At 58.8% G+C, this 14,730-nt stretch carries 15 protein-coding genes; 7 read left to right on the top strand and 8 right to left on the bottom strand.

Going from position 1 to position 14,730, the window contains the following annotated elements:
* Positions 1-61: 61 nt before the first annotated feature.
* The 3 genes from EPE01S_RS07110 to EPE01S_RS07100 all read right to left on the bottom strand — a co-directional run bounded on the left by EPE01S_RS07110 (position 62) and on the right by EPE01S_RS07100 (position 1,328).
* Positions 62-559: a TIGR00645 family protein gene (locus tag EPE01S_RS07110; protein ID WP_062744129.1), complete on the bottom strand. Its 498-nt coding sequence runs from the start codon at positions 557-559 to the stop codon at positions 62-64.
* Positions 560-775: 216 nt separating this feature from the next.
* A complete protein-coding gene (locus EPE01S_RS07105) occupies positions 776-982 on the bottom strand; it encodes a hypothetical protein (RefSeq protein WP_062743910.1) in 207 nt (68 codons plus the stop codon).
* 13 nt (positions 983-995) lie between these two features.
* Positions 996-1,328 carry a helix-turn-helix domain-containing protein gene (locus tag EPE01S_RS07100; RefSeq protein ID WP_062743909.1) on the bottom strand — a complete coding sequence of 111 codons (333 nt, stop codon included), beginning with the start codon at positions 1,326-1,328 and terminating at the stop codon, positions 996-998.
* A 201-nt stretch (positions 1,329-1,529) separates the two neighbouring features.
* Here EPE01S_RS07100 and EPE01S_RS07095 point away from each other — a divergent pair, with 201 nt between their 5' ends.
* The gene (locus tag EPE01S_RS07095) at positions 1,530-2,438 is read left to right on the top strand and encodes a LysR family transcriptional regulator (protein ID WP_072277422.1); all 909 of its coding nucleotides are present in this window, start codon (positions 1,530-1,532) and stop codon (positions 2,436-2,438) included.
* Here the strand turns inward: EPE01S_RS07095 and EPE01S_RS07090 are convergent, their stop codons facing one another.
* The gene (locus EPE01S_RS07090; protein WP_062743908.1) at positions 2,439-3,344 is read right to left on the bottom strand and encodes a siderophore-interacting protein; all 906 of its coding nucleotides are present in this window, start codon (positions 3,342-3,344) and stop codon (positions 2,439-2,441) included.
* 193 nt (positions 3,345-3,537) lie between these two features.
* On the opposite strand from EPE01S_RS07090, the gene EPE01S_RS07085 reads away from it, so the two are divergent.
* Positions 3,538-4,668 (top strand): GNAT family N-acetyltransferase, encoded by a 1,131-nt coding sequence (locus EPE01S_RS07085; RefSeq protein ID WP_062743907.1) that lies wholly within the window; start codon positions 3,538-3,540, stop codon positions 4,666-4,668.
* 22 nt (positions 4,669-4,690) lie between these two features.
* On the opposite strand, the gene EPE01S_RS07080 is transcribed toward EPE01S_RS07085, so the two are convergent.
* From EPE01S_RS07080 to EPE01S_RS07070, 3 genes are read right to left on the bottom strand one after another with little or no spacing between them, the layout of a single operon-like run.
* Positions 4,691-6,523: an ABC transporter ATP-binding protein gene (locus tag EPE01S_RS07080; protein WP_062743906.1), complete on the bottom strand. Its 1,833-nt coding sequence runs from the start codon at positions 6,521-6,523 to the stop codon at positions 4,691-4,693.
* Between the two features lie 44 nt (positions 6,524-6,567).
* The gene (locus tag EPE01S_RS07075) at positions 6,568-7,236 is read right to left on the bottom strand and encodes a TerC family protein (protein WP_062743905.1); all 669 of its coding nucleotides are present in this window, start codon (positions 7,234-7,236) and stop codon (positions 6,568-6,570) included.
* Positions 7,237-7,286: 50 nt separating this feature from the next.
* Positions 7,287-9,263 carry a sigma-54-dependent Fis family transcriptional regulator gene (locus EPE01S_RS07070; RefSeq protein WP_062743904.1) on the bottom strand — a complete coding sequence of 659 codons (1,977 nt, stop codon included), beginning with the start codon at positions 9,261-9,263 and terminating at the stop codon, positions 7,287-7,289.
* A gap of 186 nt (positions 9,264-9,449) precedes the next feature.
* Between EPE01S_RS07070 and EPE01S_RS07065 the strand changes: the two genes are divergently transcribed.
* The 4 genes from EPE01S_RS07065 (at position 9,450) to EPE01S_RS07050 (ending at position 13,372) form a co-directional block, all read left to right on the top strand.
* Positions 9,450-10,469 (top strand): Gfo/Idh/MocA family oxidoreductase, encoded by a 1,020-nt coding sequence (locus EPE01S_RS07065; RefSeq protein WP_062743903.1) that lies wholly within the window; start codon positions 9,450-9,452, stop codon positions 10,467-10,469.
* Between the two features lie 5 nt (positions 10,470-10,474).
* The gene (locus EPE01S_RS07060) at positions 10,475-11,251 is read left to right on the top strand and encodes a TIM barrel protein (protein WP_062743902.1); all 777 of its coding nucleotides are present in this window, start codon (positions 10,475-10,477) and stop codon (positions 11,249-11,251) included.
* Between the two features lie 112 nt (positions 11,252-11,363).
* Positions 11,364-12,287: a substrate-binding domain-containing protein gene (locus tag EPE01S_RS07055; protein WP_062743901.1), complete on the top strand. Its 924-nt coding sequence runs from the start codon at positions 11,364-11,366 to the stop codon at positions 12,285-12,287.
* 230 nt (positions 12,288-12,517) lie between these two features.
* Positions 12,518-13,372 carry an alpha/beta hydrolase gene (locus tag EPE01S_RS07050; RefSeq protein ID WP_062744127.1) on the top strand — a complete coding sequence of 285 codons (855 nt, stop codon included), beginning with the start codon at positions 12,518-12,520 and terminating at the stop codon, positions 13,370-13,372.
* Between the two features lie 34 nt (positions 13,373-13,406).
* Here the strand turns inward: EPE01S_RS07050 and EPE01S_RS07045 are convergent, their stop codons facing one another.
* On the bottom strand, positions 13,407-14,228 hold the full coding sequence (locus tag EPE01S_RS07045) for an alpha/beta fold hydrolase (RefSeq protein WP_062743900.1): 822 nt from the start codon (positions 14,226-14,228) through the stop codon (positions 13,407-13,409).
* A 292-nt stretch (positions 14,229-14,520) separates the two neighbouring features.
* On the opposite strand from EPE01S_RS07045, the gene EPE01S_RS07040 reads away from it, so the two are divergent.
* The coding region (locus EPE01S_RS07040) for a cysteine hydrolase family protein (protein WP_506256249.1) at positions 14,521-14,730 on the top strand (210 nt) is incomplete at its 3' end.

Genomic DNA, 14,730 nt, shown 5'->3' with positions numbered 1-14,730 from the left:
GTTCAACACCGCTGTTCCCGGGGAGGAACGCCTTATCTGCCTGCCATCAGCAGAGGCGGGCTTACAGCTTATCCTTGCGCGACATACTGTCCAGATAGCCCATCACAAAGGCTGACAGCACAAACGTCAGGTGGATAATCACGTACCACATCAGTTTATTATCCGGGATATTCTTCGCATCCATAAACACCCGCAGCAGGTGAATAGAGGAGATCGCCACGATGGAAGCGGCCACCTTATTCTTCAGCGAGCCGGAGTCCATCTTACCCAGCCAGTTGAGCTTCTCTTTATGCTCACCGATATCCAGCTTGGAAACAAAGTTTTCGTACCCGGACAGCATCACCATTACCAGCAGCCCGCCCACCAGTGTCATGTCGATCATCGACAGCAGCACCAGCACCATGTCATTTTCTGTTATCTCAAGCACGTGCGGCAGCAGATGGATCAGCTCCTGGAAAAATTTAATGGCCAGCGCCACTAATCCCAGCGACAGCCCGAGGTAAATCGGGGCCAGCAGCCAGCGTGCAGAATAAATCAGGTTTTCGACAAAACGTTCCATAGCATCCAGTTCACCATTCAACAGGGCGGACAGTATACCTGATGGCTGAAGCATTTCTTCAAGAGGCGGGCGGTTAAAATCGCGGAATTTAAACGACTTTACGTTATGCGCCGGCAGAACAGGCGACGTTTTGCGGTGGCTGCAGTGACGATGCGTTCCTGCCCGTCCGCCTGTCCGGCGTGGCAACCGCCCGCGCTGCGTCGGTCAGTTGCCCGGCTAGAGGTGATTTTCCCCGGAGGACAGGTCATCCTGGCTGCCCTGCGGCAGCAGGTCGTTAACCGGGCGCATCACCTTTTTCAACTGGCGCTCGTAGCCGAACGGGCTGCCCTGATCGCGATCGCTTTGCGGGCTGGCCGCGGCCTGGCTTATGCAGGGGAGGAACATCACCGCCAGCAGGGCGGTCATTCTGGCAAACTGTGACACGTGGGCTCCGGGCTTAGTGATACTGGCGATACTGGATACGGTAATCACGCGGGGTGACGTTAAAGTGTTTTTTAAACACCCGCTGGAAGCACTGCTGGGAAGAGAAACCCAGATCCGTTGAAATGGCCATAATGGTTTTCGTGGAGCTCACCAGGCACTGTGCGGCCTGATCGAGGCGACGGCTGCGAATAAATGTCGCCAGCGTGATGCCTTTCTGCTGTTTAAACGCGCGCTGTAAGTGCCACTTTGAGTAGCCCGATTTTGCCGCAACCGTTTCGATATTCAGCCCTTCTTCAAGGTGATCGTCGATCCAGTCGACGATAACGTCGACGATTTCATTTTTCATGTTGAGCTCCGCGATGACGGGCTTGCGCCCACTCCTGCCTTAAAAGAACAAGGAAGTTAGTTATTGTTTTGATTTTATTGAAATAATGGCGATATGAAAAAAAACGAAGAACATATCAAAAAAACGTGGAAGCGATGGTATTAGAGCGCTTAAAATAGTTCAAATAGATAATTTTAATCTTAGATAATAGATACTACCTATATGCCATCGAATATGGACCTGAACCTGGTCCGGGTGTTTATCGCGATTTATGAAACGCAGAGCGTCAGCGGCGCTGCCGCACGTCTGTATATCACCCAGCCTTCCGCCAGCTACGCCTTAGCCCGGCTGCGGGATACCACCGGAAATGAGCTGTTTAAGCGCAGTCGTAAAGGCATGTTGCCGACGCCCACCGCCACGCAGCTTTATACCGTATTTAAAAAATCTCTCAGCGGTATTGAGAAGGCGGTGGCGGACACCCGCAGCTTCTCGCCGGACACATCCTTTCACAAATTTCGTCTCGCCCTCTCTGACCTCGGGGAGCTGCTGCTGCTGCCCGGGCTGGTGAGGCACCTGCGCACGGTGGCTCCTAACGTTCAGCTGGAGGTGATCCCCGTAGAGATGCGTAAGCTGGATGAGTGGTTGCTGACGGGGAAAGTCGATGCCGCTCTGTGCAGCCGCAACGAGAGCATCTCGCTGGCCCAGCGTGACCGGATTATGGATGAGCGCTATGTTTGTCTGTTACACCGTGAACACCCGCGCATCGGCGAGACGCTGACGCAGCAAGCGTACCTGGAAGAGCAGCATATTATCGTGTCGACCATCAGCGGCCATTATCTGGTCGAGGAGCGGATCAAAGAGTATGGCTTTGAGCGGCGGGTGGCGCTGGAGGTGCCGCACTTTGCTGCGCTGGGGGAGCTGATTGCTTCCAGCGAGCTGCTGGTAACCTTGCCGTCCAGCGCGGCAAAAATCTACGTTGCGCGCGGCAACGGCAGGATTATCGAACTGCCGTTTACCTTACCGAACCTTGAGGTGTATCTCTATGCACACACGGAAATCGGCGATATCACGGCCAAAACCTGGTTTTATAACACGCTGAAAGAGACCAGCCAGCGGCTGATGACGCGATGATCACCCCTCACGGCGTGGGCCGCGACTCCAGTACGCCATAAAGCTGATGCATTCCGGCGACAGACCGCGCTCGCCAATCAGGTAGCGGCGTAGCTGCTTGACGGCGCTGGACTCGGCGGCCACCCAGCCGTGGAAGCGCTTATCGCCGCTGTCGGCGCGATCCCAGAGAATATCGCCTTCGCTTTCTTCATGCAGCTCGCCCCGCACCAGCGCGCTGGCAGGCAGGATCACCTGCTGCTGTACCGCGCTCAGTAACGCTTCGCCATGGGATGCCCCGATCACTTCGCGCGGCAGCCAGTGAATATCGGCAAACCGGTAGTGGCTGAGGTCAACACAGTCGCCACGCTTCGGCACTTCGAGGAACACCTGCAGCTGCGGTGGGTTATCCCAGCCGGCCAGCTGCTCCAGGATTGCCTTTGCTGCCGGCAGCGCCGTTTCGTCCGCCACCACCAGCGCCCGTTCAACGTCCGGGTGCGGGGCCCACTCGTAGCCGCCGCTGCTGGTCGGACAGGCAAGGTTGGGGGCCACCATTTGCAGCGCCGCACCCGGCTCCGCCGACAGCGCCCACGCCGATGCCGGGCCTTCGGTGCCGTGCATGACAAATTCCACTTCCACCTCAGCGGCTTCTGCATTGACATGACGGAGGGTATAGGTGCGCGCAATCGGACGGCTTTCCTGCGGCATGGCCCGCGCTTTCTCCCACCAGGTTTTATCCCCGTCGTCGGTCAGCGATGACGGCGTGCCGTTAAGCGACGGAAAAAGCAGCTTAATGCGCTGATCCGGCGCATCCATCTTCATCTGACGGATATCCTGGCCGCTGAAAACGCAGCGCAGCATCGAAGGTGAAAGTACCTGCTTACGCGCCAGCACCACATTAAATAAGCGATAACCCTGAACACCCGCCATAAATCCGCCTCGTAAAGCTGAAAGCCGCGCACGTATGACAACGTGCATAAGGTCGGCAAGAATAGCAAAGCTAAATGATAATGAGAATGAGTATGAGCCTTCTTTACATGAAGGCCGCCGTAATAACGGATTGATCCCGGCACGAAAAGCGGTCAACGTAAGCCTTTCCCTGTGGTAACTGCGGAGCACGCCGATGTCCCTGATGGTCCTGACACAGCTGACCGATATTCCCGCCAGTCAGTGGGATGCCCTGACCCCCAACGATCAGCCTTTTTTACGTCATGCGTTTCTTTCGGCACTGGAGGAGAGCGGCGCGGTCAGCCGCGCCAGTGGCTGGCAGCCGCAGCATCTGCTGTGGCTGGAGAACGGGACGCCACGGGCCGCGATGCCGGGCTATGCCAAACATCACTCGATGGGTGAATACGTCTTCGATCATGCCTGGGCCGAAGCCAGCGAACGGGCAGGCATTCCTTACTATCCTAAATGGCTGTCGGCCGTGCCGTTCAGCCCGGTCAGCGGCGCGCGGCTGCTGGGCGAGGCAGGCGCGGGGGCACAGCTGCTGCAGGCGCTGCCGGGCTTCCTTGAAAGTCAGTCGCTGTTCAGCGCCCATATCAATTTCAGCGATGAGCGGGTTCAGCACGGCCTGGCGGACGATCCCCGCTGGCTGCCGCGCCTGGGCTGCCAGTATCACTGGCACAACCGGGGGTTTCGTGACTTTCAGGATTTTCTCGATCTCCTGACCTCACGCAAACGCAAACAGCTGCGCAAAGAGCGCCAGCTGGTGGCTAGCCAGGGGGTGGAGTTTGTCTGGTATGCGGGGGGCGACGTGCAGGAAGCGCAGTGGGATTTTATCTATGCCTGTTATGCGAACACCTACCGGATACGCGGCCGTCAGCCTTATCTGGCGCGTGATTTTTTCAGCCTGCTGGCCGAACGCATGCCGGAAGCCATCCGCGTGGTGATCGCCAGCCAGCACGGCGTACCGGTGGCAATGGCCTTCAGCCTGGTGGACGGCGACACCTTCTACGGCCGCTACTGGGGCTGCCTGGAGGAGTTCGACCGCCTGCATTTTGAAACCTGCTTCTGGCAGGGAATGGAGTATGCCATTGCCCACGGCCTGCGGCGTTTTGATGCCGGGGCGCAGGGCGAGCATAAGCTGATCCGCGGGTTTGAGCCGGTGCTGACCGAGTCCTGGCACCTGCTGCGTCATCCCGGATTACAGGATGCCGTTGCCGGTTTCCTTGATCAGGAGCGGGACGGCGTTCGCGCCTGGGCGGAGGAGGCCCGGTCGGCGCTGCCGTGGCGTCAGGGAGACGGGCAGTGATGCCCGCCGCCCCGGGCGACAATCAGGCGTCGCCGACAAAACCGCCGGTCTGGTGCTGCCACAGGCGCGCATACAGGCCGCCTTTTGCCAGCAGTTCGCTGTGGCTGCCGATCTCGACGATACGCCCCTGTTCGAGCACCACCAGCCGATCCATGCGGGCAATGGTGGACAGGCGGTGGGCGATGGCAATCACCGTCTTGCCGCCCATCAGCGTTTCCAGGCTCTCCTGAATGGCGGCTTCCACTTCGGAGTCCAGCGCCGAGGTCGCCTCATCCATAATCAGGATTGGCGCATCCTTCAGCAGCACGCGGGCGATGGCAATACGCTGACGCTGGCCACCGGAGAGCTTCACGCCGCGTTCGCCCACGTGGGCATCCAGCCCGGTGCGTCCCAGCGAGTCAGACAGCTGCGGGATAAACTCGTCGGCCTTCGCCTGATGCACGGCCTGCATCAGTTCGTCCTCCGTGGCATCAGGGCGGCCATACAGCAGGTTGTCACGAATCGACCGGTGCAGCAGTGACGTATCCTGAGTGATCATGCCAATCTGCGCCCGCAGGCTCTCCTGGCTGACCTCCGCAATGTTCTGGCCGTCAATCACAATGCGCCCGCCGTTCAGGTCGTACAGCCGCAGCAGCAGATTGACCAGCGTCGACTTCCCGGCCCCGGACGGGCCGATCAGACCAATTTTTTCACCGGGACGGATCGTCAGCTGTAAATCGTCGATCACCTGGCGTTCGCCGCCGTAGTTAAAGCGGATGGCGTCAAAGTGGATTTCACCCTGCTTAACCTGCAGCGCGGGGGCGTGGGGTTTATCGCTGACCTTCACCGGCTGGGCGATAGTTTGCAGGCCGTCCTGCACCATGCCGATATTTTCGAAGATGCCGTTTACCACCCACATAATCCAGCCCGACATATTGACGATGCGGATCACCAGGCCGGTAGCGAGGGCAATGGCCCCGACGCTGATCAGCGACTGCGTCCACAGCCACAGGGCCAGACCGGTGGTGCTGATAATCAGCAGGCCGTTCAGCGTGGTGACCACCACGTCCATGCTGGTCACCATCCGCCCCTGACGGCGGGTTTTCACCGTCTGGTCGCTGATTGCTTCGCGCGCGTACTGCTGCTCCAGGTCACTGTGAGCGAACAGTTTTAGCGTGGTAATATTGGTGTAACCGTCGACAATGCAGCCCATCAGGCGCGAGCGCGAATCGCTGGAGGCGACCGAACGGGCCTTCACGCGCGGCACAAAGTAGCGCATGCACAACACGTAGCCGACTATCCAGATCAGCAGCGGAACGGTCAGCCGCCAGTCGGCTTCGGCAAACAGCACCAGCGTGGTGATGGCATAAATCAGCACGTGCCACAGGGCATCCACCGCCTGCACCGCCGAGTCGCGCAGGGCGCTACCGGTCTGCATAATGCGCTGGGCGATACGTCCGGCGAAATCATTCTGAAAGAAGTTCAGGCTCTGGCGCAGCACGTAGTTATGATGCTGCCAGCGGATCATACTGGTCATTCCGGGGTTGATGGTCTGGTGCACCAGCAGGTCATGCAGGCCAATAAACAGGGGCCTGAAGAGCAGCGCGACGGCGACCATCCACAGCAGTTCTCCGCCGTGGTCACTGAAAAAGGTGGCGGCGGGGCTGGTATTGACCAGATCGATTATCCGGCTGAGGTAGCGAAACAGCGCCACTTCGATCAGTGAGGCGACCAGGCCGATAATCAGGAGCAGCGCGAAGCAGGGCCATACCTGACGCAGATAAAACAGATAGAATGCCCAGACGTTAGCGGGCGGCGTGTCGGCCGGGGCATCCCTGAAGATATTGATCATCCTTTCAAAACGGCGATACAGCATAACGCAGGCTCACTTTTACGGCAGGGAACCTGGAGTTTAGTGCATCAGGGCTTCGCCAGTACACTTCTCCCTACGCCATACCCCATCACCAGCAGCGCGCCGACCGTGCCGGCAATCCAGTGCAGTGATGCCAGATGGCCGGTAAAACGCAGCAGCGCCGGGTCTGTCACCAGCATACTGCCCGCAATCCAGCCAATCAGCGCCCCGCCCAGCGTGACGATAAACGGAAAGCGCGACAGCACTTTCAGCACCAGTTGGCTGCCCATCACAATCACCGGAATGCTGATCAGCACGCCCAGGGACACCAGCCAGACGTTACCTTTCCCGGCGGCCGCCACGGCCAGCACGTTATCAAGCGACATCACCACGTCGGCCAGGGTGATCGTCAGGACCGTTTTCCACAGGCGGCTATCGCTGCTGACGCTGGCCTCTTCCTCATCATTGCTGACCAGCTTAAAACCAATCCACAGCAGCAGCAGGCCACCGGCCACCTTCAGCCACGGTAGCGCCAGCAGCTGCACGGCGATGATCAGCAGCACCACCCGGGCGACAATGGCCCCGATCGTGCCGAGAATAATGGCTTTTTTCTGCCTCTGCGGCGGAAGTTTGCGGCAGGCGAGGGCGATCACCACGGCATTGTCGCCCCCCAGTAGCAGGTCAATCGCCACGATTTGCAGCAGGATAAGGGCGAAATCAAGATGTTCGAACCACATAAGCACTCAGTTAACGCAGAGGAGAAGGGTCACCGGATGACCCGCTGGCATCAGCGCCGGAAGTCGTTGGCGCTGATCTGATATTTCTTCAGTTTATTATACAACCCGGCGCGAGACAGCCCCATGACCTGAGCGGCCTGACGAAGGTTGCCGTTAAGCGCGTCGAGCGTGGTAATGATATGCGCGCGCTCCTGGCTGTCAAGGCGTGCTGCCTGCCGTGGCGCAGCGCGGGGGACCGCAGGGGCGAACTGGCTGCCCTGCAACACCTCATCCGGCAGATCCTGTACATCGATAAACAGGCCGGTGGTCATGTTGATCGTCCGTTCGACGATGTTTTCCAGTTCGCGGACGTTGCCCGGCCACGGATACTGGCTCAGGGCGTCCAGGGCGCGGGGGGTGAACTGCACGTTGATCTTTTTCAACTGGGTACAGACTTTCTCGCGGAACCACTCGGTCAGCGCCGGAATATCGCTGCTGCGCTCGCGCAGGGCCGGGATCGGAATGGAAATGACGTTAAGACGGTAGTAGAGATCGCGACGGAAAGCGCCGGTCTCCACTGCCCGAATCAGGTTGCAGTTGGTGGCGGCAATGATGCGCACATTGACCTTGACCGGCTGTGAGGCGCCGATGCGTACCACCTCACTCTCCTGCAGGACGCGCAGCAGGCTGGTCTGTGCCTCCAGCGGCATATCACCGATCTCATCCAGAAACAGCGTCCCGCCTTCGGCCAGTTCAAATTTTCCTGCCGCGCCACCCCGGCGGGATCCGGTAAACGCACCGTCCACGTAGCCAAACAGTTCGCTCTGCACCAGATCACGCGGCAGCGCGCCGCAGTTGACGGCAATAAAGGGTTCGCTGCTGCGCAGGCTGCCATTATGGATCGCCTGGGCAAACAGTTCCTTGCCGGTGCCGCTCTCGCCGGTCAGCAACACCGTGCTGTCGCTGCGGCTGCTACTGCGGGCTTTGTCTATCGCCACCTGTAGCGCGGGCGCGCTGCCGCGCAGCATATCAAAGGTATAACTGGCGCTGGCCCCCATCACCCGGCGGGTGATGGCGCGGATGCGCTGGTTTTCACGCAGCGTGATCACTCTGCCGCCATCCGTGGCGGGCATCACCGACACCAGACAGGGGATGGGCGGGCCACCCTCGGGCGTAAAAATGATTTCACGATCATTGCAGAACCCCGTGGTGGTCAGGCGAATATTTTCAGGATTAAGCCGGTCGTCCACCTGCTGGCCAGCCCGCACTTCGATCTGGAAGATCTGCCGGGCATAGCGGTTGATGGTTTTGATCGTCCCTGCGCGATCGAGCACGATCACCCCCTCATTCAGCGTTTCCAGGATCGAGGTCTGTTCGGCCAGCAGGGCCTGCAGGATCAGCTGCTGGCGAATCGCTTCGGCGGCGGCCTGTACCGTACCCAGCGTGTGATAGTGGAAATTATCCTGGCTGGCGGTAAGCGTCAGCACGCCGATCATCTGTCCCCCGGCATCGCGGATCGGTGCCGCCGCACACTGCAGGTGGCGCTGGCGCAGGGCAAGCTTCCAGTTTTCCCCGTTAAGGATATAGACCAGCCGCTGCTGCTTCAGGCAGCAGGCTGTGCAGTTGGTGCCCATTTCAGATTCGGTGAGCAGACTGCCGACGGGCGTAAGGTCGCGCCCGCAGCAGGAAAGGGTGATGCCCTGCGCGCTGGTCAGATTGATATGCCCGTCCGGATTGTAGGCCAGCAGGTTTTCCATAATGGTACCTGCCACTTCAATCAGCCCGGCGTTATCGGCCAGAATCTGCCTGACCTCCTCCTCCGGCGGGGAAGTATAGGCAAAGTGCGACGGATCAATGCCGGCGTCGCGGCTGCGCTGCCACGAACTGAGCACCTCCGGGCGCACAAACGCGGGCTCCCGCCCGGCATCGAAGTCATGTCTTGCCTGCTCCAGCAGAGTGTCCCAGTGGCTGGCTTCGCGCCCCGCAGGCAGGTGCGGCTGCCCGTCACGCTCTGTGTGGATGGCTGCGGATAGATGTGGCTGGTTCATCGCTACTCCCTCTCATGGAATGTCCATTTTATCGACATGTTAAGTAGACATGTTTTATTTGTGTCCATTTTGTGATCGCCACGAGCAGCGCGCGACGCGCCAGACGGGCTTATGCACTCTGGCATAGGGTTTGCTTATGTCTGTTTAACCAGGAAACCGTCAGCCAGCCACCTTAAGGGGAACACAATGTCAGTCACTAACAAACACGTCCGTGTGGGATTAATCGGCGCAGGGCGCATGGGGAGCTTCCATGCCACGTCGCTGGCGCAAAAAGTGCCGGGTGCGGTGCTGGCCGCCGTTGCTGACCCGGTGCCGGGGGCGGCACAGCGCCTGGCAGAGCAGCTCGGCGCAGGGAAGTTTTACAGTGTACCGCAGGCGATGCTGGACGATCCGGAGATTGATGCGGTACTGATCGCCACCCCGGCACGTACCCACGCAGAACTGGTGGCCGCTGCTGCCCGCGCCGGCAAGCACGTGTTCTGTGAGAAGCCGATGGCGATCACGCTGGAAGAGGCCGACCACGCCATTGCCGCCGCCCGCAGCGCGGGGGTGGTGTTACAGGTGGGCTTTAACCGTCGCTTTGCCCGTGGCTTTGCCGCCGCGCTGGCCGCCATCGCGGCGGGGGAGATCGGCACCCCGCAGCTGATCCGCTCCCTGACCCGCGACCCGTCACCGCTACGCGATCCGAGCGGTATCCCGCCCTGGACCATTTATCTGGAAACGCTGATCCACGACTTTGACACGCTGCTGCACTGCAATCCCGGCGCGAAACCGGTGGAGGTGTATGCCATTGCGGATGCGCTGGTGCGCCCGGACTTTAAAGACAAGGGGCTGCTGGATACCTCGGTGGTGACGATTCGTTTTGATAACGGGGCGATAGCGGTGGCCGATGCCAGCTTTGAAGCTGTGTACGGCTACGACGTGCGGGCAGAGGTGTTCGGCAGTAACGGCATGTTCCAGATGGGCAATATCAACGTCAATAACTGCGTGCGCTACGGCGCGGGTGGGATCGCCATTGAAACCTCCCGCCAGGATACAGACCTGCTGGCAGAAGCCTATGTGGCCGAACTGAGTGAGTTTGTGCGCTGTGCGGCCAGCGGGGAAACCCCACGCGCCACCGGTGAAGATGCGCGTAACGCGCTGGAAATCGCCCTGGCCTGTATCGCATCTGTCCGCCAGGGCAAACCGATTCAACTACGAGGATAACAGCGATGTCGGACTATCGTCTTTCGGTGTCAGCCGAAATGGTTTTTCTGGATTTACCCTTAATTGAACGGGTGAAGCGTATTCATCAGCTGGGTTTCGGCGTGGAGATCTGGCACTGGAACAATAAAGACATCGATGCGCTGGCGGCGACCGGGGCCCGCTTTACCTCAATGACCGGCTATCTGACGGGCAACCTGACGGACGATGACGAGACAGAGAATCTGTTGAGCAGCGCCGCAGAATCGCTGGCGGTGGCGGAACGGCTCAACTGTCCGTGTCTGAACCTGCACGGCACCGGGCTGGATAACCAGGGTCTGCCGGTGAAACCGGTGGCGATCGTCACCGGCGAGATGTGGGTGAAAGCCGTGCGCACGCTGGAAAAAGTGGCCGCGCTGGGGGAGAAAGCAGGGCGGGTGTTTACCCTCGAAAACCTCAACCTGGCCGTTGACCATCCCGGTACGCCGTTTGCCCGGGCGGCGGATACGCTGGCGCTGGTGGAGGCGGTGAACAGCCCGTATCTGAAGATGAACCTCGACCTGTATCACGCGCAGATCGGGGAGGGCAACCTGATTGAACTGGTCAGGCGCTGCGGTCACGCCATTGGCGAGATCCAGGTGGCTGACGTGCCGGGGCGCTGTGAACCGGGCACCGGCGAGATTAACTACCGGGCGGTGGCCAGTGCGCTGCGCGCCATGAACTACCGCGGGGTCATTGCGCTGGAAGGCTGGGCGTCAGGAGACAGTGAAGCGGCCCTTGCCAGTTTTAAAGCGCATTTTGAATAATGTCAGGCCGTTGTGCGGCCAGCCCTGGCCGCTGTTTGTATCAGGATCGGCATCGTTCGCTGTGCTGACTCTGCAAAAATAATAACTTACCGACACCTACAGGAATCTCTTTATGAAAATGAATAACATTGCACTGTTGATCGGGGCGCTGGCACTCGCGCCCGCTTCCCAGGCAAAAGATCTGCGTATTGGCGTTGCTCTGGCGAATTTCGACCTGAATTTCGTCTCTATTCTGCGAACGCAGATGGCGAAGGAGATGGAAAAAGAGCAGATCCAGGGGCAGTTCGAAGATGCCAAAGGCGATATCGCGGTACAGGTACAGCAGGTGGAGAACTTTATTAACCAGGGCGTGGACGCCATCATCCTCAACCCGGTGGATACCCAGGGGGTGAAGCCGATGATGGAAGCGGCGAAGCGCGCCAACATTCCGCTGATTTTCGTTAACCGTAAACCGGAAATCGAACTGAGCGGGAAGATGGCGTATGTCGGTTCCGACTCGCTGCTGGGCGGGCGGATGGAGATGGAAGCCCTGGCGAAGAAAATGAATTACAAAGGTAACGTGGCCATTCTGATGGGTGCCCTGTCAGCGGAAGAAGCCCGCCAGCGAACCAAAGCCACCGAAGACGTCATTGCCAAATATAAAGAGATGAAGGTGGTCGAAAAGCAGTCTGCGCAGTGGATGCGTAACGAAGCCGTCGATGTGACCTCCGGCTGGCTGTTGTCCGGCGATAAGATCGATGCGATTGCCGCTAATAATGATGAGATGGCGATTGGGGCGATCATGGCGCTGAACCAGAGCGGCAGAAAAGATATTCTGGTGGCGGGCATTGACGGCACGCCGGATGCGCTGCAGTTCATCAAAAACGGCAAACTGGCCTTAACGGTGTTCCAGGATGCTGCCGGCCAGGGGAAAGGCGCGGTCACGATGGCAAAACAGGTCATCGATGGTAAAGCGGGCGACAAATTTATGTGGATACCCTACCAGGTGATCACCAAAGAGAACTACGCGGCGTTTGCCAGTAAAAACCTGAAGTAATCCCCGCCGGGCCCTGGCCGCAGGGCCCGGCAGCGACCTCCGCGACTATTTTTCCTTTTCCGCCGAAAAAAGTGTGATCTCAGTGGCATTTTATGCGTGATATGCATACTATTTCGCCGCTGAGCCAGCCCCGGCTGTTGCTCAATACGCCTCCCCCTGTTTTTTGCTGAGAACGCTGGACATGCATCTTGATTAGTCGCCGCCGGTTCATCATGGGTACCGGTGCGTTTATGCTTGCCATGAGCACCGATAAGTTGTTTGCCCGTCAGGATTTTTTCCCGCTCTGGCCTGATGAGCCCCCCGGTGGCGGCGGGCCGAGCGGGGCGTTACGCATTTCGGCCAACGGATCATGGTCCAACATTGTCAGCCCCGGCATTCAGCGCTTTGTGCCTGAAAAACCTAACGGCCGCGCGGTGCTGATCGCTGCGGGAGGCGGCTATCGCTGGATTGGGATGGGGCGCGAAGGCTGGCCGGTGGCGCGCTGGCTTAACAGCAAGGGCTACACCGCCTATGTGCTGAGTTATCGGCTGCCCGGTGAACACTGGCAGGATGGGAATCGCGTGGCGTTTCAGGATGCCCAGCGTGCCATACGGCTGGTGAGGTCAATGGAAAATAACGTGCACCTGCTCGGCTTTTCCGCCGGCGGGCATATGTTCGGTCTTGCGGCGGCGCGCCCGGATTATGCCTCCTATGCCCCGCAGGATACGATCGACCAGATCGTGCCAAAAGCGGACAGCGTCGGTCTGATCTATCCGGTGATCACCCTCGAACCGCCGTATACCCACACCAATACGCACCTGTCGCTGGTGGGCAATCACCCTTCCCCGGCGGAGGAGGCAAACTGGTCGGTGCAGAACTATGTGACCCGCGCCTATCCCCCGCTGTTTCTGGCGCAGGCAGAAGATGACCACACCTCTGATCCGGAAAACAGCGTGATCATGCACGATACCTGCCGCAAGGCCGGGGTGTCAGTACAGATGATCCGTATTTCGCAGGGGGGGCACGGTTTTGGCCTCGGCAAGGCCGGTACGCCAGCCGCCATCTGGGATGAGGCCTATGCGGTGTGGCTGGCAGCCAGGACGTAGTGGCCGACCTTCTGTTTCGGTCGGCCCGGGAGACTTAATGCTGTTGCAGGAACGCCAGCAGATCCTGATTTAACTGCTCCTGATGGGTCACGGCAAAACCGTGAGGCGCGTTGTCGTATACTTTCAGCTCTGCGCCCGGGATCATCGCGGCGGCCAGCTTGCCGGTGGCTTCAAACGGCACAATCTGGTCGTTGCTGCCGTGGATCACCAGTGTGGGCAGCGTCACTTTGGCGATATCTTCACGGAAATCCGTGGTTTCAAACGCAGTCACACAGTCAATGGTGCCCTTCAGTGAGGCCAGCAGCGCAATGTTCTGCGTCTGGATCAGGACGCCGTCTGAAAGCGTTTGTCCGGCATTTATTCCGTAGAACGGTGTGGCGAAGTCTTTCAGAAACTGCGCGCGATCTTTGCGTAATCCGTCGCGAATGCCGTCAAATACCGCTTTTTCCACCCCTTCAGGATGGTCATCTGTCTTGCCGAAAATCGGCGTTACCGCCCCCAGCAGCACCAGCGCACTGACGCGGTCGCTGCCGTAGCGGCCGATATAGCGCGTCACGTCCCCGCCGCCCATTGAAAAGCCCACCAGGGTGATCTCTTTCAGGTCAAGATGCTCAATCAGGTCGTTGATGTCGGAGGCAAAGGTATCGTAGTTGTAGCCGTCCCACGGCTGGTCAGAACGGCCAAAGCCACGGCGGTCAAAGGCGATAGCCCGATAGCCACGTTCGGCAAGGAAATTCATCTGGCTGTCCCACATATCGGCATCCAGCGGCCAGCCGTGGCTGAACAGAACCGGTTTGCCGGTACCCCAGTCTTTGAAATAAAGTTGCGTGCCGTCAGTGGTGGTGAATGTGCTCATATCTGTTACCTCTAAGGTGGATGACGTGATGTTGTGGCTTACGTTAACTCCCCGGATAAAAGAAAGATAAGGCATTAATTTTGACAACTCGTCCGAAAATCCTTATCAACATATCTGTATGATTTAGTTATTCATTCCCTTCTATTTACTGGCCAACCGTCTGTCAAAAAAATCTGAACGAGTTGCCAAATTCTTTCCGCTATCCGCCTTGCCCCGCCGGACGTAATCTTGTTTCCAGCAGCACAACACTCACTCACACCATCGCTAACGGATAACGAAGAGGAATAAAAAAATGTCTAAATTCGACCTGCTGGACCCACAGAACTCCACCCTGATTTTTATCGACCATCAGCCGCAGATGTCGTTCGGTGTGGCCAACATCGATCGTCAGCAACTTAAAAATAATACGGTAGCCCTGGCGAAAGCGGGCAAAATTTTTAACGTGCCGACGATTTACACCTCGGTGGAAACGGAAAGCTTCAGCGGCTACATCTGGCCGGAA

The organism is Erwinia persicina NBRC 102418 (assembly GCF_001571305.1).
GTDB classification, from domain to species: Bacteria; Pseudomonadota; Gammaproteobacteria; order Enterobacterales; family Enterobacteriaceae; genus Erwinia; species Erwinia persicina.
Note: the sequence above shows the minus strand (reverse complement) of the source record. Positions and strands in the feature narration are given on the sequence as shown.

Coding starts and splice junctions, on each gene's coding strand:
- EPE01S_RS07110 (WP_062744129.1), bottom strand. CDS start 559: ATGGAACGTTTTGTCGAAAACCTGATTTATTCTGCACGCTGGCTGCTG.
- EPE01S_RS07075 (WP_062743905.1), bottom strand. CDS start 7,236: ATGTGGTTCGAACATCTTGATTTCGCCCTTATCCTGCTGCAAATCGTG.
- EPE01S_RS07065 (WP_062743903.1), top strand. CDS start 9,450: ATGTCAGTCACTAACAAACACGTCCGTGTGGGATTAATCGGCGCAGGG.
- EPE01S_RS07095 (WP_072277422.1), top strand. CDS start 1,530: ATGCCATCGAATATGGACCTGAACCTGGTCCGGGTGTTTATCGCGATT.
- EPE01S_RS07085 (WP_062743907.1), top strand. CDS start 3,538: ATGTCCCTGATGGTCCTGACACAGCTGACCGATATTCCCGCCAGTCAG.
- EPE01S_RS07100 (WP_062743909.1), bottom strand. CDS start 1,328: ATGAAAAATGAAATCGTCGACGTTATCGTCGACTGGATCGACGATCAC.
- EPE01S_RS07090 (WP_062743908.1), bottom strand. CDS start 3,344: ATGGCGGGTGTTCAGGGTTATCGCTTATTTAATGTGGTGCTGGCGCGT.
- EPE01S_RS07070 (WP_062743904.1), bottom strand. CDS start 9,263: ATGAACCAGCCACATCTATCCGCAGCCATCCACACAGAGCGTGACGGG.
- EPE01S_RS07080 (WP_062743906.1), bottom strand. CDS start 6,523: ATGCTGTATCGCCGTTTTGAAAGGATGATCAATATCTTCAGGGATGCC.
- EPE01S_RS07055 (WP_062743901.1), top strand. CDS start 11,364: ATGAAAATGAATAACATTGCACTGTTGATCGGGGCGCTGGCACTCGCG.
- EPE01S_RS07045 (WP_062743900.1), bottom strand. CDS start 14,228: ATGAGCACATTCACCACCACTGACGGCACGCAACTTTATTTCAAAGAC.
- EPE01S_RS07050 (WP_062744127.1), top strand. CDS start 12,518: ATGCTTGCCATGAGCACCGATAAGTTGTTTGCCCGTCAGGATTTTTTC.
- EPE01S_RS07060 (WP_062743902.1), top strand. CDS start 10,475: ATGTCGGACTATCGTCTTTCGGTGTCAGCCGAAATGGTTTTTCTGGAT.